Annotated in this window: 16 protein-coding genes; 6 read left to right on the top strand and 10 right to left on the bottom strand. The window is 59.0% G+C overall.

Translation table 11 applies throughout. The annotated features are described in order from the left end of the window. Nucleotides 1–138 precede the first annotated feature (138 nt). The gene (gene ettA, locus ACJBF3_RS13735) at nt 139–1,806 is read left to right on the top strand and encodes an energy-dependent translational throttle protein EttA (protein ID WP_006810191.1); all 1,668 of its coding nucleotides are present in this window, start codon (nt 139–141) and stop codon (nt 1,804–1,806) included. A 93-nt stretch (nt 1,807–1,899) separates the two neighbouring features. Here ettA and ACJBF3_RS13740 read toward each other — a convergent pair whose 3' ends face one another. Next, complete coding sequence (locus tag ACJBF3_RS13740; RefSeq protein ID WP_045327607.1) at nt 1,900–2,799, bottom strand: LysR family transcriptional regulator; 900 nt, start codon at nt 2,797–2,799, stop codon at nt 1,900–1,902. Between the two features lie 108 nt (nt 2,800–2,907). Here ACJBF3_RS13740 and ACJBF3_RS13745 point away from each other — a divergent pair, with 108 nt between their 5' ends. Further along, the gene (locus tag ACJBF3_RS13745; RefSeq protein ID WP_045327605.1) at nt 2,908–3,909 is read left to right on the top strand and encodes a zinc-binding alcohol dehydrogenase family protein; all 1,002 of its coding nucleotides are present in this window, start codon (nt 2,908–2,910) and stop codon (nt 3,907–3,909) included. A 64-nt stretch (nt 3,910–3,973) separates the two neighbouring features. Here ACJBF3_RS13745 and nadR read toward each other — a convergent pair whose 3' ends face one another. The 3 genes from nadR to serB all read right to left on the bottom strand — a co-directional run bounded on the left by nadR (nt 3,974) and on the right by serB (nt 7,668). Beyond that, nucleotides 3,974–5,206 carry a multifunctional transcriptional regulator/nicotinamide-nucleotide adenylyltransferase/ribosylnicotinamide kinase NadR gene (gene nadR, locus ACJBF3_RS13750; RefSeq protein ID WP_045327603.1) on the bottom strand — a complete coding sequence of 411 codons (1,233 nt, stop codon included), beginning with the start codon at nt 5,204–5,206 and terminating at the stop codon, nt 3,974–3,976. Between the two features lie 34 nt (nt 5,207–5,240). Next, nucleotides 5,241–6,626, bottom strand: coding sequence for a DNA repair protein RadA (radA, locus tag ACJBF3_RS13755; protein WP_023310326.1), 1,386 nt, complete (start codon nt 6,624–6,626; stop codon nt 5,241–5,243). 73 nt (nt 6,627–6,699) lie between these two features. Further along, nucleotides 6,700–7,668: a phosphoserine phosphatase gene (gene serB / locus ACJBF3_RS13760; protein WP_025757501.1), complete on the bottom strand. Its 969-nt coding sequence runs from the start codon at nt 7,666–7,668 to the stop codon at nt 6,700–6,702. A gap of 117 nt (nt 7,669–7,785) precedes the next feature. Here serB and ACJBF3_RS13765 point away from each other — a divergent pair, with 117 nt between their 5' ends. Together ACJBF3_RS13765 and lplA are read left to right on the top strand one after the other, a co-directional pair. After that, entirely contained in the window at nt 7,786–8,430 is a 645-nt protein-coding gene (locus ACJBF3_RS13765; RefSeq protein WP_045327598.1) for a YtjB family periplasmic protein, read from the top strand. A gap of 39 nt (nt 8,431–8,469) precedes the next feature. Further along, the gene (lplA, locus tag ACJBF3_RS13770; protein ID WP_045327597.1) at nt 8,470–9,486 is read left to right on the top strand and encodes a lipoate--protein ligase LplA; all 1,017 of its coding nucleotides are present in this window, start codon (nt 8,470–8,472) and stop codon (nt 9,484–9,486) included. A gap of 84 nt (nt 9,487–9,570) precedes the next feature. Here lplA and deoD read toward each other — a convergent pair whose 3' ends face one another. The 4 genes from deoD to deoC all read right to left on the bottom strand — a co-directional run bounded on the left by deoD (nt 9,571) and on the right by deoC (nt 13,873). After that, a complete protein-coding gene (gene deoD, locus ACJBF3_RS13775) occupies nt 9,571–10,290 on the bottom strand; it encodes a purine-nucleoside phosphorylase (protein WP_003856538.1) in 720 nt (239 codons plus the stop codon). Between the two features lie 103 nt (nt 10,291–10,393). After that, nucleotides 10,394–11,617, bottom strand: coding sequence for a phosphopentomutase (deoB, locus tag ACJBF3_RS13780; RefSeq protein WP_045327596.1), 1,224 nt, complete (start codon nt 11,615–11,617; stop codon nt 10,394–10,396). 53 nt (nt 11,618–11,670) lie between these two features. Further along, nucleotides 11,671–12,993, bottom strand: coding sequence for a thymidine phosphorylase (gene deoA, locus ACJBF3_RS13785; RefSeq protein WP_045327594.1), 1,323 nt, complete (start codon nt 12,991–12,993; stop codon nt 11,671–11,673). Between the two features lie 100 nt (nt 12,994–13,093). Further along, nucleotides 13,094–13,873 (bottom strand): deoxyribose-phosphate aldolase, encoded by a 780-nt coding sequence (deoC, locus tag ACJBF3_RS13790; RefSeq protein ID WP_032644972.1) that lies wholly within the window; start codon nt 13,871–13,873, stop codon nt 13,094–13,096. 262 nt (nt 13,874–14,135) lie between these two features. On the opposite strand from deoC, the gene ACJBF3_RS13795 reads away from it, so the two are divergent. Both ACJBF3_RS13795 and ACJBF3_RS13800 read left to right on the top strand, forming a co-directional pair. Further along, on the top strand, nt 14,136–15,671 hold the full coding sequence (locus tag ACJBF3_RS13795; RefSeq protein WP_045327592.1) for a YjjI family glycine radical enzyme: 1,536 nt from the start codon (nt 14,136–14,138) through the stop codon (nt 15,669–15,671). Then, entirely contained in the window at nt 15,646–16,506 is an 861-nt protein-coding gene (locus tag ACJBF3_RS13800; RefSeq protein ID WP_045327590.1) for a YjjW family glycine radical enzyme activase, read from the top strand. Before ACJBF3_RS13795 ends, ACJBF3_RS13800 begins: the two co-directional genes overlap by 26 nt. Here the strand turns inward: ACJBF3_RS13800 and ACJBF3_RS13805 are convergent. Next, a complete protein-coding gene (locus ACJBF3_RS13805) occupies nt 16,501–17,283 on the bottom strand; it encodes a TatD family hydrolase (protein ID WP_045327589.1) in 783 nt (260 codons plus the stop codon). The two genes, ACJBF3_RS13800 and ACJBF3_RS13805, sit on opposite strands and share 6 nt — an antisense overlap. Next, nucleotides 17,280–18,332, bottom strand: a complete 1,053-nt coding sequence (locus ACJBF3_RS13810; RefSeq protein ID WP_045327587.1) for a patatin family protein — start codon at nt 18,330–18,332, stop codon at nt 17,280–17,282. Before ACJBF3_RS13810 ends, ACJBF3_RS13805 begins: the two co-directional genes overlap by 4 nt. Nucleotides 18,333–18,373 lie beyond the last annotated feature (41 nt).

The following is an 18,373-nucleotide window of genomic DNA, read 5'->3' on the forward strand; positions in this document are numbered from 1 at the left end:
GCCACGTCATGGACACTTTTTTACCTTTCCTGCGCGTTTTAACACTCCCGACGTTCCTGGCTGGGATTAGGGCGTGAAAAAGGCTACACTTCGAGGCTGAAATTCCTTCTCATTACGATAAAAGAGGCGAAGTCCAACGTGGCTCAATTCGTTTATACCATGCATCGTGTCGGCAAAGTTGTCCCGCCGAAACGTCATATTCTTAAAAATATCTCGCTGAGCTTCTTCCCGGGCGCAAAAATCGGTGTTCTGGGTCTCAACGGTGCCGGTAAGTCCACCCTGCTGCGCATCATGGCCGGCATTGATACAGACATCGAAGGTGAAGCCCGTCCGCAGCCCGGCATCAAGATCGGCTACCTGCCGCAGGAACCTCAGCTGAACCCGGAACACACCGTTCGCGAATCCGTAGAAGAAGCGGTTTCCGAAGTGGTTAACGCCCTGAAAGGTCTGGATGAAGTGTATGCCAAATACGCCGAGCCGGATGCAGACTTCGACAAGCTGGCCGCGCAGCAGGGCAAGTATGAAGAGATTATCCAGGCGCACGACGGTCACAACCTGAACGTGCAGCTGGAGCGCGCGGCTGACGCCCTGCGCCTGCCGGACTGGGATGCGAAAATCGCGAATCTCTCCGGTGGTGAGCGCCGCCGCGTGGCGCTGTGCCGCCTGCTGCTGGAAAAACCAGACATGCTGCTGCTGGACGAACCGACCAACCACCTGGATGCGGAATCCGTGGCGTGGCTGGAGCGCTTCCTGCACGACTTCGAAGGCACCGTTGTGGCGATTACCCACGACCGTTACTTCCTCGACAACGTCGCCGGCTGGATCCTGGAGCTGGACCGCGGGGAAGGTATTCCGTGGGAAGGCAACTACTCCTCCTGGCTGGAGCAGAAAGATCAGCGTCTGGCGCAGGAAGCGTCTCAGGAAGCGGCGCGTCGTAAGTCTATCGAGAAAGAGCTGGAGTGGGTGCGTCAGGGTGCGAAAGGCCGTCAGTCTAAGGGCAAAGCCCGTCTGGCGCGCTTCGAAGAGCTGAACAACACCGAATACCAGAAACGTAACGAAACCAACGAACTGTTTATTCCACCTGGAGCACGTCTGGGGGATAAAGTGGTTGAAGTGACCAACCTGCGTAAGTCTTACGGCGACCGCCTGCTGATCGACGATCTGACCTTCTCCGTACCGAAAGGCGCTATCGTCGGGATCATCGGTCCGAACGGCGCGGGTAAATCGACCCTGTTCCGCATGATGTCCGGTCAGGAACAGCCTGACAGCGGCTCTATCACCCTGGGCGAGACCGTGAAGCTGGCGTCCGTTGACCAGTTCCGTGACGCGATGGACAACAGCAAAACCGTGTGGGAAGAGGTTTCCGGCGGTCTGGATATCATGCGTATCGGCAACACCGAGATGCCAAGCCGCGCCTACGTCGGCCGCTTCAACTTCAAGGGCACCGACCAGGGCAAACGCGTGGGCGAGCTGTCCGGCGGTGAGCGCGGTCGTCTGCACCTGGCGAAGCTGCTGCAGGTGGGCGGTAACGTGCTGCTGCTCGATGAACCAACAAACGACCTGGACATCGAAACCCTGCGCGCGCTGGAAAACGCCCTGCTGGAGTTCCCGGGCTGCGCGATGGTTATCTCGCACGACCGCTGGTTCCTGGACCGTATCGCGACCCACATTCTGGACTATCAGGATGAAGGTAAGGTGGAGTTCTTCGAAGGTAACTTCACCGAATACGAAGAGTACAAGAAACGCACGCTGGGCGCCGACGCGCTGGAGCCGAAGCGTATTAAGTACAAGCGTATTGCTAAGTAAGTGCCCAAAAAGCCGGGTGGCGCTCACGCTTACCCGGCCTACGGTTCTGCGCTGTTTGTAGGCCGGGTAAGGCGAAGCCGCCACCCGGCTTTTTTATTTGCCCACGTAATACCGCTTCACCTCGTCAAACTGCATCGCAAACTCGATATAGCTCATCAGCGCGGGTGAGTTCAGCTTGCGGCTCGGGTAGGCCAGCCAGAGGTCATTCCCTTCAACGTTCCACTCCGGCAGCACCTGCACCAGCGCGCCCTTTTCAACCTTATCTTCCAGCATAAAGGCGGGCAGCAGCGTGATCCCCGCTCCGGCCATTGCGCACTCGCGGGCGTAGACCAGATTATCGGTCATATGCGCGTTATCCGGCAGATAGCGATAATCTTCATTCTCGCTTCGCAGAAGCCACTCCGACCACGCCCGGTGCGTAATGCTGCGGTGCTCCACCAGCTGACGGGGGTGCGTGAGCGGCTCCCGACGCGCCAGATAGCCCGGCGAGGCCAGCATGTAGCGCGGGCAGTGCCCGATCATCCGGCCTATCAGGGAGGAGTCCTGCGGCTTGCCGGTACGCAACGCCACGTCAAACCCGGACTCGACCAGATCTAAGACGTCATCGGAGATCGACACATCCAGCGACACGTCAGGATAGCGAAGCTGGAACGCGGCATTCATATGCGCCAGCAGCGTCGCCCCAATCCCTGCCGGACAGGTGATGCGCAGCCGTCCGCTCGGGTTTTCGCGCAGCCGCTGAATGGCATACTCCGCCCGCTCGCTGGCCGCCAGCATTTCGCGGCAGTGCACCAGATAGTGCTCGCCCGCAAACGTCAGGTTCAGCCTGCGCGTGGTGCGGTTCAGCAGGCGGATCCCCACCTGCTGCTCCAGCTGGCTGATGCGCTGGCTCACGCTGGATTTCGGCAGTTCGGCCTTCTGAGCGGCAGCGGTAAAGCTGCCCATCTCTGCCACCAGCGCGAACAGCGCCATATCCTGCAGCTGTTTAAACATGATTGTTCACCCTGTACGAACGCTGAGTTCTTGATTGTCCATCTTATCACGCAGCTGGCCACTTAATAGACTAGCCTCAATAAAACGCATGCCATTGAGGAGCACACCATGTCAGTTAAAGCCATTGCCGTTAACCCGGAAAATCCCTCTGCTTTCATTGAAATCACCTCGCCGATGCCGCAGCCCGGCGAGCGCGATCTGCTGGTAGAGGTGAAGGCCGTCTCCGTTAACCCGGTCGATACCAAGGTCCACGCGAGCATTGCTAAAAGCGGGCTGAGCGAGCCGCGCGTGCTCGGATGGGATGCCAGCGGGATTGTGAAAGCCGTGGGATCGGCCGTCACCGGATTCAAACCAGGGGATGAAGTGTGGTACGCGGGCGACATCACCCGTCCGGGCAGCAACACCACCCACCAGCTGATCGACGCGCGCATTGTCGGGCACAAGCCTGCCAGCCTCGACTGGGCGGCGGCCGCTGCGCTGCCGTTGACCGCGCTCACCGCGTGGGAAGGCCTGTTTGAACGGCTGAACGTTCAGGATGCCGGTGCGGACAAAACCCTGCTGATTATCGGCGGCGCGGGCGGCGTGGGATCGCTGGCGATCCCGTTTGCGAAGCACAACAGCAAGGTAAAGGTCATCGCAACCGCGTCCCGCGAAGACTCCGCCCGGTGGTGCCGCGACCGTGGGGCTGATGTTGTCGTCAATTACCGCGACCTGAAAAGCGAGCTGGCGAAACACGGGCTGACCTTTGTGGATTACATTTTCATCCTCAACGACACCGACGGCCACTGGGATGCGGTCAGCGAGCTGATTGCGCCGCAGGGGCATATCTGCTCCATCGTTGAGAATGAACGTCCGCTGAACCAGGACAAGCTGAAGTCAAAATCCGCCGCCCTGCACTGGGAATTTATGTACACCCGCAGCATGTACCAGACCGCCGACATGGCGCGTCAGGGGGAGATCCTCAACGAGGTGGCGAAGCTGGTGGATAACGGCGTGGTGGAAAGTTCGCTGAGCGAAACGCTGCACGGACTGAGCGTGGAAAGCATTACCGAGGCGCACCGTAAGGTGCTGGACGGGCATATGCGGGGGAAAGTGGTGGTGGCGTTCTGAGTGGCTTGTTCCCCTCACCCTAACCCTCTCCCCATAGGGGAGAGGGGATCGCACGGAGCCGTCTTTAACCCTGCTCCCCCATCATCTCCTTCACCAGCTCGACGCAGCGCAGGAAACGGGAGTCGTAGTCCGACTCCTCTACGTGCACAAACTCAACGTTGTTTTCGTTGAGCATCTCCACCAGCATGGACTGGAACTCGCGCCTGTCGACGGAGCTGCCGAGGCTGCGCATCCCATCGGCCACCCACGGGGTGTTGTTTTCCAGCAGGATCACCAGGTCAAAGCGGTATTCGTCAATCAGAGCCTGCACGAACGGGTGCTCGCGCCCCTCGTACTTTTTGCAGAACGCCTGGGTGGTGACGAAATCGGTATCGATAAACGCCACCTTATTGGCGTATTTCACTGCAAAATCAATGTACTGGGCGTGACCGAGCGCGATTTTGTCGTAGTCGGAATACTGCAGCGCCATCTCGTCGCCGCCGAGGTGCGAGAAGACGTAATCGCGGCCATACTCCCACGCGCTGGTGGTGTTGAAGATATTCGCCAGCTTGTTGACCAGCGTGGATTTGCCGCTCGACTCTCCGCCCAGGATCGCAACGGTACGCACGAAGAACGGTTTTACCTCGGTAGGGATGTAATCCCAGTAGCGGAACGGGTTTTCGCGGATCTGCGCCCCGCTGATGTTCATGAAGGTGCGTTTCGGATCGATCAGCACCGTCTCAATGCCCAGATGCTCGCGGAACTGCGGCGCGTCGGACTCTTCAGAGGTATAGATCCAGTTAGGCGCAATGCCCTTCTCTTCCATAAACGCTTTGATGCCGTTGCTCCACACGTCCCAGCCGTGCGGATAGGGCTCCATGCCCTCTTCGTTAAAGGCATGAATGCGAATGTTTTTCTGGTACTTAAAGGTCTGGAGCAGCCAGCGCAGACGGTCCGGCACGGTCGGCTGCTGCGACATGGCGCTGTCTTCAAACAGCTGACGATCGCGGGTTTCGTCGTAGCCCATGATGATATGCAGCTCGTCAACCTGGCTACAGGCGCGCTGGATCAGATAGATATGCCCGGTATGCAGCGGATAAAACTTGCCGAACACCACGCCGATGTTCTTTTGCAGACGCGGGAACTCCAGCCCCAGAAAGCGGTGCAGCGCTTCCAGCTTTTGCGCGCTGGGGCTTTTGATTTTGGCGTTCAGCAGCTGGCTCAGGTAGCCTTTTGTCATACCGCTGGCGTCCGCCACCTGCTGCAGCGTGCAGCCCTTCTGGCGGATTGCGGTTTTGATGTAGTCAAATGATGACATAAATTACGGTGCCTCCTGCAAAATCGATACGTAATTATAAGTCGTCAAAGACATTTAACGCATCAGCGAGTTTTTTAACGCCAAAAACCTGCATCCCTTCCGGGATTTTTTTCGGCACGTTGGCAGCGGGAACGATAGCCCGGCGGAAGCCGTGTTTTGCCGCCTCGGAGATACGCTCCTGCCCGCTCGGCACCGGACGGATCTCTCCGGCCAGCCCCACTTCGCCGAAGACGACCAGATCCTGCGGCAGCGGCCTGTCGCGCAGGCTGGAGACCATCGCCAGCAGCAGCGCCAGGTCTGCGCTGGTCTCGGTGACCTTGACGCCGCCGACCACGTTCACGAAGACGTCCTGATCCGCCATCTGCAGCCCGCCGTGGCGGTGCAGCACCGCCAGCAGGATCGCCAGACGGTTCTGTTCCAGACCGACCGCCACGCGCCGCGGGTTGCCCATCATCGACACGTCCACCAGCGCCTGAATTTCGACAAGCAGGGGGCGCGTCCCTTCCCACAGCACCATCACCGAACTGCCGGAGGTGATCTCATCACCACGGCTCAGGAAGATGGCCGACGGGTTGCTGACTTCGCGCAGCCCCTGCTCGGTCATGGCAAACACGCCCAGCTCGTTCACCGCACCAAAACGGTTTTTATGGCTGCGCAGGGTGCGGAAGCGGGAGTCCGCGTCGCCGTCGAGCATCACGGAGCAGTCGATGCAGTGTTCCAGCACCTTCGGCCCGGCCAGCGAGCCGTCTTTGGTCACGTGGCCGACCATCACAATCGCCACGCCGCGCGTTTTGGCAAAGCGCGTCAGGTAGGCCGCGGTTTCACGCACCTGCGCGACGCTGCCCGGCGAGGACTGGATGTCCGCCATGTGCATCACCTGGATGGAGTCGATCACCATCAGCTTCGGCTGCTCTTCTTCGGCGATCATGCAGATCTGCTCGATGCTGGTTTCCGAAAGCATATTCAGGTTGCCGGTCGGCAGGCCCAGACGGTGCGCGCGCATCGCCACCTGCTGGAGTGATTCTTCCCCCGTGACGTACAGGGTTTTCATCTGTTCGGCGAGCCTGCAGAGCGTTTGCAGCAGCAGGGTTGACTTGCCCGCGCCCGGGTTACCGCCGATCAGGATCGCGCTGCCCGGCACCACGCCGCCGCCGAGCACCCGGTCAAACTCTTTGAACCCGGTGGAGAAGCGCGGCAGCTCTTCAAGGCTGATGTCTGAAAGCTTTTGCACCTTCGCCACGCCCGCGTTACCGGCGTAGCCGCTCAGGCGCTCATTACGGGCCACGCTCGGCGAAGCCGCCACGCCACGCACTTCGGTGATGGTGTTCCAGGCATGACAGGCGCTGCATTGCCCCTGCCAGCGCGGATAATCCGCACCACATTCATTACAGACAAATGCGCGTTTTGGAGCTTTCGCCACGGTTTACCTCGTTATTTCTGTGCGGCCTGCGTGCCGGGTGGCGCTTCGCTTACCCGGCCTACAAAGCAGGCCGTTATTTCTGATTAAGGCTGCCGGAGAGAATGCAGAACACCCCCATCAGGTCAGCGTGACGGATAGTCACTTCCGTCTTTTCATTCACTTTTGGCTTGGCATGGTAGGCAATGCCAAGACCAGCCGCTTTGATCATCGGCAGGTCGTTCGCGCCGTCACCGATAGCGACGGTCTGCACAACCGGAATTTCATATTTTTCCGCCAGACGGGTCAGCGTATTGGCTTTGTACTGCGCATCCACGATATCGCCAATCACCTGTCCGGTCAGCTTGCCGTCCATGATCTCCAGCTCGTTGGCAACCACGGTGGTCAGATGCAGTTTCTCGCGCAGATAATCGGCGAAGAAGGTGAAGCCGCCGGAGGCGATCGCCACCTTCCAGCCGAGGGACTGCAGCTTTAGCACCAGCTGCGTCAGCCCTGGCATCAGCGGCAGCACGTCGCGCACCTGGCGCAAAATGTTGGCATCGGCCCCTTTCAGGGTCGCCACGCGCTGTCTCAGGCTGGCGGTAAAGTCCAGCTCGCCGCGCATCGCCCGCTCGGTGACTTCCGCCACCAGCTCGCCGCTGCCCGCCAGCTTCGCAATCTCGTCAATGCATTCGATCTGAATGGCGGTTGAGTCCATGTCCATCACCAGCAGGCCCGGCGTTTTCAGGTGCGGAATTTTCCCCAGCGGCGCGACGTCCAGCCCGGCGTCATGCGCCAGACGCGTGGCGCGCTGCGTCAGGGAGCCCGCCAGGCGAATAACCTGATAGTCTTCCACGCACCAGGCGGCGACGATGACCATCGCCGCACCCAGCTTGCTTTGATACTGGGTCAGGCGTTGCTTATCCAGACCGCGTCCGTAGAGGAGCCAGCCGCTACGACCGGCGTGGTAATCCAGAGGCATCACCTCATCGCCACTTAACGAGAGCGGCAATCCTGGCCATAAAGAGACATCCGTTGGCAGGTCACACCAGGTAATGTTCGGCATTAAAGCTCCTGTAATTTCGTTCGCGCCGGAAGGTTGCAGAGGGAAAATAACGCATGAGGCTACCCTGTAACCATCACTTCTGGCAACATTAAGCCGTAAATTTTCAGCAGGTGGAATATGGCTCGCGCAAAACTGAAATTCCGGCTTCATCGCGCCGTGATTGTCCTTTCCTGTCTCGCACTATTAGTGGTGCTGATGCAAGGGGCATCGTGGTTTAGCCAGAATCACCAACGGCAACGCAACCCGCAGTTTGAAGAGCTGGCCCGCACGCTGGCACGCCAGGTGACGCTCAACGTCGCGCCGTCCATGCGTACCGAAACGCCGGACGACAAGCGTATAAGCCAAGTTCTACGCCAGCTCACGGAGAACAGCCGCATTCTTGATGCCGGCGTTTACGATGAGCAAGGCAACCTGATTGCCCGGGCGGGCGAGCACGTCGACGTGCGCGACAGGCTGGCGCTGGACGGCAAAAAAGCCGGCGGCTATTTTAACCAGCAGATCGTCGAACCTATTCAGGGGAAAAATGGTCCGCTGGGCTATCTGCGCCTGACCCTCGATACCCACACCCTGCCTACCGAGGCCAAACAGGTTGATAATACCACCAACATTCTGCGCCTGATGCTGCTGCTTTCGCTCGCCATCGGCGTGGTGCTGGCGCGCACCCTGCTTCGCGGCAAGCGCTCGCGCTGGCAGCAATCCCCGTTCCTGCTGACCGCCAGCCGGTCGGTCCCGGAAGACGAAGAGAGCGAGAAGAAAGAATAGTGATAAAGTAGGCGAACGATTCGGAAAAGGAACTTTGCCATGACGACGTTACGCCTGCTTATCTCTGACTCTTACGATCCCTGGTTTAATCTCGCGGTGGAAGAGTGCATTTTCCGCCAGATGCCCGCTACCCAGCGCGTCCTCTTTCTCTGGCGTAACGCCGATACGGTGGTGATTGGCCGCGCGCAAAACCCGTGGAAAGAGTGTAATACGCGGCGCATGGAGGAGGACAACGTCCGCCTCGCGCGCCGGAGCAGCGGCGGCGGCGCGGTGTTTCACGATCTGGGCAACACCTGCTTTACCTTTATGGCGGGCAAACCGGAATACGATAAAACCATCTCCACCTCAATTGTGCTCAACGCGCTGAATTCGCTCGGCGTGACGGCGGAAGCGTCCGGGCGTAACGATCTGGTGGTGAAAACCCCCGAGGGCGACCGGAAGGTCTCCGGCTCCGCCTATCGCGAAACGATGGACCGCGGATTCCATCACGGCACCCTGCTGCTGAACGCCGATCTGAGCCGTCTGGCGAACTACCTGAATCCTGACAAGAAAAAGCTCCAGGCTAAGGGCATTACCTCCGTACGCGGACGCGTGGCGAATCTGGTGGAACTGCTGCCGGGGATTACTCACGAGCAGATCTGCGATGCGGTCCGTGACGCGTTCTTTGAACATTACGGCGAGCGCGTGGAAGCAGAAGTCATCTCTCCTGACAAAATCCCGGACCTGCCCAACTTCGCGGCGACCTTCGCTCGCCAGAGCAGCTGGGAGTGGAACTTCGGTCAGGCGCCCGCGTTTTCTCATCTGCTGGACGAGCGTTTTACCTGGGGCGGCGTTGAGCTGCATTTTGACGTGGAGAAAGGCCATATCACCCGCACGCAGGTGTTTACGGACAGCCTTAATCCGGCACCGCTAGAGGCGCTGGCCGCTCGTCTGCAGGGCTGTTTGTATCGGGCGGATATGTTGCAGCAGGAATGTGATGCATTGATTGGGGATTTTCCGGAGCAGGAAAAAGAGCTGCGGGAACTGTCTACGTGGATTGCCCAGGCCGTACGTTAAAAAAAAGCCCGCTGGCGCTGCGCCTGGCGGGCCTGCAAAACCGGAGGCCGGGTCAGGCGAAGCCGCCACCCGGCACAACAGCTCTTACTCTTTATCGCCCAGCAGAACGGATTCCAGCGCGATTTTGATCATGTCGTTGAAGGTGGTCTGACGTTCAGCCGCGGTGGTCTGCTCGTGGGTACGGATGTGGTCAGACACGGTGCAGATGGTCAGCGCTTTCGCACCGAACTCAGCCGCCACGCCGTAGATACCCGCCGCTTCCATTTCCACGCCCAGGATGCCGTATTTCTCCATCACGTCGAACATGTCGCCTTCCGGCGAGTAGAACAGATCGGCAGAGAACAGGTTGCCCACGCGCGCGTCAACGCCCAGCGCTTTTGCTGCGTCAACCGCGTTACGCACCATGTCAAAGTCAGCGATGGCCGCAAAGTCATGATCTTTAAAGCGGATGCGGTTGACTTTAGAGTCGGTACACGCGCCCATGCCGATCACCACGTCGCGCAGCTTAACGTCCATGCGCACCGCGCCGCAGGAGCCCACGCGGATGATTTTCTTCACGCCGAAATCGGTGATCAGCTCTTTGGTGTAGATAGAGCAGGATGGGATACCCATACCGTGGCCCATCACGGAGATTTTGCGGCCTTTATAGGTACCGGTGAAGCCCAGCATGCCGCGCACGTTGTTCACTTCACGCACGTCTTCGAGGAAGGTTTCTGCAATGTGCTTCGCGCGCAGCGGGTCGCCCGGCATCAATACGACGTCAGCGAAATCACCCATTTCTGCATTAATGTGAGGAGTTGCCATCTTCAGTTCCTTTTACATTGTTGTTTTTGCCGGGTGGCGGCTACGCCTTACCCGGCCTACAAAACCGTAGGCCCGGTAAGCGAAGCGCCACCGGGCAATGACCTCAGAACATGGCCTTGCCATATTCCATGTCGGACGTACCAAAGTATTTCGCCAGGGTCTGGCCGATGTCCGCGAAGGTTTCACGGTGTCCCAGTGAACCGGGTTTCACTTTCGGGCCGTAGACCAGCACCGGAATGTGCTCACGGGTATGGTCGGTACCGGTCCAGGTTGGGTCGCAGCCGTGGTCCGCGGTGAGGATCAGAATGTCATCTTCACCCACCAGCTCCATCAGCTCCGGCAGACGGCGGTCGAACAGCTCCAGACCCGCAGCATAACCCGCCACGTCGCGACGGTGGCCCCAGGAGGAGTCGAAGTCCACAAAGTTGGTAAAGACGATAGTCTTGTCGCCCGCTTCTTTCATCTCTTTGATGGTGGCATCGAACAGCGCATCCAGACCGGTGGCTTTCACTTTTTTGGTGATGCCGCAGTTGGCGTAGATGTCCGCGATTTTACCCACGGACACCACGTGACCGTCTTTCTCGTCAACCAGCTTCTGCAGCACGGTCGGTGCCGGCGGCTCAACGGCCAGGTCGTGACGGTTACCGGTACGCTGGAAGTTACCCGTTTTGTCGCCGATAAACGGACGCGCGATAACGCGGCCAATGTTGTAGCCGCCTTCGGTCAGCTCTTCGCGAGCGATTTCGCACAGCTCGTAGAGTTTATCCAGGCCAAACGTCTCTTCGTGGCAGGCAATCTGGAACACGGAGTCGGCGGAGGTGTAGAAAATCGGCTTGCCGGTTTTCATATGCTCTTCGCCGAGCTGGTCCAGAATCACGGTACCGGAAGAGTGGCAGTTACCGAGGTAGCCCGGCAGGTTGGCACGCTTAACCAGCTTATCGAGCAGCTCCTGCGGAAAGCTGTTCTCATGATCGGAGAAATAGCCCCAGTCGAACAGAACCGGTACACCGGCGATTTCCCAGTGTCCAGACGGGGTGTCTTTACCGGAAGAAAGCTCGTGAGCCCAGCCGTAGGCGCCCACCACTTCCGCGTTGCCGTCCATACCGGCTGCGATTTTACCGGTAGAACCTTCATGCGCTTTCACCAGCCCGAGGCGGGTCAGGTTAGGTAGAGTCAGAGGGCCTTTACGACCGTTGTCCGCTTCGCCTTTAGCACAGGCTTCCGCGATGTGACCCATGGTATCGGAACCCACGTCACCAAAACGTTCTGCATCTTCGGTTGCGCCGATGCCGAATGAGTCCAGCACCATAATAAATGCACGTTTCATAATTGTTCTCCGTACGTAGTGCTTCAAAAATTATCGATCAGATCAGTATACCGCTATTCGGTGATACGGCGATAGACAGTCGGTGTGGTTTCCGGCGCTTTATCGTCAAGCGTGATGGCCGCCTTGACCGCTTTTGCCGCTTCCTGCCAGCTGGCTTCGTCTTTCGCGTGGATCACCGCCAGCGGACGTTGGCCGTCAACGCTGTCGCCCAGACGGGCCATATCGGTAAAGCCGACGCTGTAATCAATGGTGTCTGACGCCTGACGACGGCCGCCGCCCATCGAAACCACCGCCATGCCGAGGGCACGGGTGTCCATTGCCGAGACAAACCCTTCGCTGTCCGCATACACCGCCTTGCTGAGCGTCGCGGTGGGCAGGTATTTCGCGTAGTTTTCGACGAAATCGGTCGGGCCTTTCTGCGCCGCAACCATGCGGCCGAAGATCTCCGCCGCTTTGCCGTTGTCCAGCACCGCCTGCAGTTTCGCGCGGGCTTCTGCATCGTCTTTGGCCAGCTTGCCGGAGATTAACATCTCAACGCACAGCGCCATGGTCACGTCAAACAGACGCGGGTTACGGTATTCGCCGGTGAGGAACTGCACCGCTTCACGCACTTCGACCGCATTACCGGCGCTGGAGGCCAGCACCTGGTTCATGTCGGTGAGCAGCGCGGTGGTGCGCACGCCCGCGCCGTTGGAGACGCCAACGATCGCTTCGGCCAGTGCCTCAGAGAGTTCATAGGTTGGCATAAACGCGCCGCTGCCCACCTTCACGTCCATCACCAGCGCGTCCAGCCCTTCAGCCAGCTTCTTCGCCAGGATAGAGGCGGTGATCAGCGGGATGGAGTCAACGGTAGCGGTGATATCGCGGGTCGCGTAGAAACGCTTGTCTGCCGGAGCAAGAGAGCTGGTCTGGCCGATAATCGCCACACCAACGTCTTTAATAATGTCGCGGAAGCGGTTGTCGTCCGGGAAGATATCGAAGCCCGGAATGGCTTCCAGTTTGTCGAGCGTGCCGCCGGTGTGGCCCAGGCCGCGCCCGGAAATCATCGGGATGTAACCGCCGCAGGCGGCCACCATCGGGCCGAGCATCAGGGAGGTCACATCGCCCACGCCGCCGGTGGAGTGCTTATCGACAATCGGGCCGTTAAGGTTGAGGCTTTTCCAGTCGAGAACGGTTCCTGAATCTCGCATCGCCATGGTCAGCGACACGCGCTCGGGCATCGACATATCGTGGAAGAAAATGGTCATCGCCAGAGCCGCAATCTGCCCTTCTGAGACGGTGTTATCACGAATGCCGTTGATGAAGAAGCGGATCTCTTCGTCGCTTAATGCATGACCATCACGTTTTTTACGAATAATTTCTTGTGCGAGAAACACGGTAACCCCCATGAGGAATCGGGTGAATGGCGGCGGGTACGGTTTACCCGACCACGATCCGGTAGGCCGGGTAAGCGTAGCGCCACCCGGCAATTCAAACTTAGTAGCTGCTTGCGCTCTTACCGTCGCCGTGGCCCAGCGCTTTCAGCAGGCTGGCCAGCAGGCTGGACGCACCGAAGCGGTAGTGGCGGGAGTCCGCCCACTCTGCGCCGAACAGCTCGTCGGCAATCGCGAGGAACTGCTGCGCGTCTTCCGCGGTACGCACGCCGCCCGCAGGTTTGAAACCAACGGTTTTGGACACGCCCATATCGCGAATGACTTCCATCATGATGCGCGCGCTTTCCGGGGTGGCGTTCACCGGCACTTTACCGGTCGAGGTTTTAATGAAGTCCGCACCGGCTTTGATAGAGATTTCAGAGGCTTTACGAATCAGCGCTTCTTCTTTCAGCTCGCCGGTTTCGATGATCACTTTCAGCAGCACGTTTGCCGCCGCGCACGCGTCTTTACAGGCTTTCACCAGGTCGAAGCCAACCTGCTCGTTACCGGCGATCAGCGCGCGGTACGGGAATACCACGTCAACTTCGTCCGCGCCGTAAGCAATGGCCGCACGGGTTTCTGCCAGCGCAATCTCAATGTCGTCATTGCCGTGCGGGAAGTTAGTCACGGTTGCAATGCGCACGTCCGGGGTGCCCTGCTCTTTCAGCGTCTTACGGGCAATCGGGATAAAGCGCGGGTAGATACAGACGGCTGCGGTGTTACCCACTGGCGTTTTCGCCTGATGGCACAGGGCGATGACCTTCTCATTGGTGTCGTCATCGTTCAGGGTGGTCAGGTCCATCAGCTTCAACGCGCGCAGGCTGCTTGCAGTTAAATCGGTCATAACATTCTCCAACGGCAGTGCCGTATCAATTTTACCTTGCGGGTCTGTGAGTATTCTAACATTCACCCGCATCCACACTTCGACATTCATCACAGTTAATGAAAACTGCGTACAAATTTGCATTACTGTAATGAGATCTTCTTCAAACTTTAGCGCGTAAATTGCTGCCTAAAGCAGCGATATCCCCTGTCGGATCAAAAGCCCCAACAGGCTGGCTTTCTACAATTCGTTCATCATCCGCAGAACACTCAAGGAAGCGAACATGCCCCACGCCCTGCAACAACGTTGCCAGCACATTGTGACAAGCCCGGTGTTAACCCCGGAACAAAAGCGTCATTTTCTGGCGCTGGAAGCGGAAAACAATCTGCCTTATCCGGCACTTCCTGAGGCCGCCCGCGCCGCGCTGGACGAGGGGTTCATCTGCGACATGTTCGAAGGCCATGCGCCTTACAAACCGCGCTACGTGCTGCCGGATTACGCAAAATTCCTCGCTAACGGCTCAGAATGGCTGGAGCTGGAAGGGGCAAACGATCTCGACGACGCTCTCTCGCTGTTAACCATCCTGTACCATCATGTTCCGTCCGTCACATCGATGCCGGTCTATCTGGGGCACCTTGATGCGATATTAACTCCATATGTTAGAATTCTAACACAAGAAGAGATCGATAGCCGAGTAAAACGTTTCTGGCGCTATCTTGACCGCACGCTGCCGGATGCGTTTATGCACGCAAACATCGGGCCCGCCGATGGCCCCATTACCCGTGCCATTCTGCGTGCCGATGCAGAACTGAAGCAGGTCGCGCCGAATCTGACCTTTATTTACGACCCTGAAATCACCCCGGACGATTTGCTGCTTGAGGTGGCGAAAAACATTTGCGAATGCAGCAAACCGCATGTTTCAAACGGTCCGGTGAATGATAAAATTTTCACAAAAGGCCGTTTTGGCGTGGTGAGCTGTTACAACTCCCTGCCGCTGGCCGGCGGTGGCAGCACCCTGGTTCGCCTGAACCTCAAAGCCATTGCTGAACGCAGCACCTCCATTGACGACTTCTTCACCTGCACGCTTCCGCACTACTGCCAGCAGCAAATCGCCATCATTGATGCCCGCTGCGATTTTCTCTATCAACAATCAGGCTTCTTTGAGAATAGCTTCCTGGTGAAAGAGGGGCTGATTGATGCCGATCGGTTTGTACCCATGTTTGGCATGTACGGCCTGGCAGAGGCGGTAAACGTGCTCTGTGAGAAAGCAGGCATCGCGGGACGTTACGGCAAAGATGAGCAGGCCAACGCGCTGGGCTACCGCATCAGCGAACAGCTTGGGGCGTTCGTGGAAAACACGCCGGTGAAGCACGGCTGGAAGCATCGCGCAATGCTCCACGCGCAGTCGGGCATCAGCTCGGATTCAGGCACCACGCCGGGGGCGCGTCTGCCCTACGGCGACGAGCCGGATCCCATCAGCCATCTGCTGGCGGTGGCTCCCCATCACAAGCACTACGCTTCCGGGATAAGCGATATCCTGACGCTGGATGAGACGGTAAAACGCAATCCGCAGGCGGTGGTGCAGCTTTGTCTGGGCGCGTTCCGGGCGGGCATGCGTGAATTTACCGCCAACGTGGCGGGTAACGATCTGGTCCGCGTCACCGGGTACATGGTGCGCCTGTCGGATCTGGAGAAATACCGGGAAGCCGGATCGCGCACCAATACCACGTGGCTGGGGGAAGAAGCCGCACGTAATACCCGGATTCTGGAACGTCAGCCGCGCGTGATTAGCCATGAACAGCAGATGCGCTTTAGTTAGTCAGGTTATTCCATTCTCCTGCGTCGACGGGCCGGGCAGCCGCCTGGCCCTGTTCCTGCAGGGCTGCAACCTGCGCTGTAAAACCTGCCACAACCCGTGGACGATTGGCCGCTGCAACGACTGTGGAGACTGCGTGCCCCGCTGCCCGCACGACGCGCTGACCCTTCAGGCCGGGCGCGTCTGGTGGCAGGAGAGCAACTGCCGCCAGTGCGACACCTGCCTGCAGTTGTGCCAGCAGCAGGCAACGCCCATGGCGCACCGCTTCAGCGTGGAGGAGATCCTCACCCAGGTCCGCAAATCAGCGCCGTTTATCGAAGGGATCACGGTGAGCGGCGGCGAGGCCACAACACAGCTGCCGTTTTTAATCGCTCTTTTTCGCGCGATCAAAGCCGATCCTGAGCTGCAGCAGTTAACCTGCCTGGTGGACAGCAACGGGCTGCTAGGCGAAACCGGCTGGGAAAAACTGCTGCCGGTACTCGACGGCGCGATGCTGGATCTGAAGGCGTGGGGGAACGCGCATCATCGCTTCCTGACCGGGCGCGACAACCCGCAGATCAAGCAGAGCATCCGCTGGCTGGCCGATCGTCGCCGTTTAACGGAACTCCGCCTGCTGGTGATTCCGGAGCAGTGTGACTATCTGGAACACCTCAAGGCGCTCACGACGTTTATCCACGGGCTGGGGAATGTGCCGGTGCGCATCAACGCGTTTCATGCGCACGGCGTTTATGGCGAGGCGGCGTCATGGCGCAGCGCCACGCCGGAAGACGTTGAACCGCTGGCGCGGGCGCTGGAAAAGCAGAAGATAACGGTGATCCGTCCGGCGCTTTACCTATAGCGTGATGCCAAAAACCGCACGGGTATTCTCAAGCAGCGCACCGGCAATCACCTCTTCAGGCTCCTTACGCAGCTCACACAGGCTGGTAAACACGCGCGCCGCCTGTTCCGGGCGATTCGGCTGCCCCTGAAAACCGTTCAGCGGCATATCCGGGGCGTCGGTTTCCAGCAGAAGCGCCGAGAGCGGCAGCTGCGCCATCACGTCCCGGGTTTTACTGGCGCGCGGATAGGTAATGGTGCCACCGACGCCGATTTTATAGCCCAGCTCGATAAAACGCTGCGCCTGCTGCAGGCTGCCGGAAAAACCGTGCACCACGCCCCTGCGCGGCAGGTCGATGCGTTTCAGGTGCATCGCCAGCTTATCGTGCGTGCGTCTGGAGTGGAGGATCACCGGCAGATCGTGGCGCTTCGCCAGCCTGAGCTGCGCGTCGAGGATCGTCTGCTGGCGCTCGAAATGGGGATCCTCACGATAGAGATCGAGCCCGATCTCGCCGATGGCGACAAGCTTGTCGCCTGCGGCATGCAGCGCCTCATCAAGCCTCTCTACATGCTCATCACGATGGCGCTCAATGACAATCGGATGCAGGCCGAGCGCGGCATAGATCGCGGGGTATTGTGCTGAAAGCGCCAGCACCCGGGAAAAGTAAGCGGCTTCCACTGACGGCACGATGATGGCCTGAACGCCCGCGTCGGCCGCTTTCGCGATGCTTTGCGCTTCGTCCTCGGTAAACGGCGGGAAATCAAAGTGGCAGTGGGTATCAACAAAGCGGTGCGTCACGCCAGATCCTCGTTATCCAGTAAAGCGTCATTCGCCTGCGGAATATCCACCAGCGGCACCGTCAGGGCGTCGTTGGCGACAACGGCAGGCGGCGTAATAATGCGCTTATGCCGATGAAGCGGCGGTTGCTCCGCCAGCATTTTCCCCACCGTCGCCAGGAAGTAGCGCCCGCACAGCCGCCCCGTTTTGTAATCCATGCGCAGTGCAGGAACGCGGCTGCCCAGAGCCATGCTCAGCAGCGGCTTCGGCGGATAGATTTCAAAAATACGCAGCTTGCCCGGGGGTTTTTCAATAAAGCGCTGCATCGCGCCGTAGGTGGTTTCATGCTGCTTCGCGATGTTCACCAGCGGCTGCAGGCTGCTGTCGCCCAGCCAGCGCTCCATCCGTTTGAACCACTGCGGCGTGTAATACATCTGCGACGGCACGGTGCGGATCACCACAATGGTTTTCGCCCCGCGCCGGGCGGCTTCCTGCACCGGCACCGCATCACTGATCCCGCCGTCCAGATAGCTAATGCCGTCCAGCAGGGCGCCGGTACGATAAAAACCGGGGATCGCGCTGGAGGCGCGGATGATGTCCAGCCAGTTCTCCTTCTGCGGAGAAAAATAGCCCGGCGAATAGTCATCGCCCCGGCTGGCGCACATCCAGAATTCTTTACCGCTATCAAACAGACGGGCGGCCGTATCCATCGCCAGCGGCATCTGGCTGGAGGTTGACTCCAGCAGCCAGTCGAGATCGATCAGGTTGCCGCCGCGCACAAAGCGCACCGGGTTAAAAAATTCTTTGGCCGTGGTGTAACGCATGATGACCTTTCGCGCATAGCCGGGCTGGTTACAAACGTAGGCAGAGAGGTTCTGCGCCCCGGCGGAGGTGCCGAAGTAAAGGTCAAACGGGTTGAACTGCGCGCGCATAAATTCGTCCAGCACGCCTGCGGTGAAAATGCCGCGCTGTCCGCCACCCTCGCAGACCAGCGCGAGTTGACCAGCGTGGAACGGTTTTAACGTCAGCGGCGCAATATTGCCGAGCGTAACGGGAATTCGTTGCCCCACCTCTGCTTTCCTGTTTTGATTATTTTATAACACCACAGTAA

The organism is Enterobacter sp. PP-008-ECC_S150 (assembly GCF_045257065.1).
In the GTDB taxonomy this organism is placed as follows: Bacteria; Pseudomonadota; Gammaproteobacteria; order Enterobacterales; family Enterobacteriaceae; genus Enterobacter; species Enterobacter chengduensis.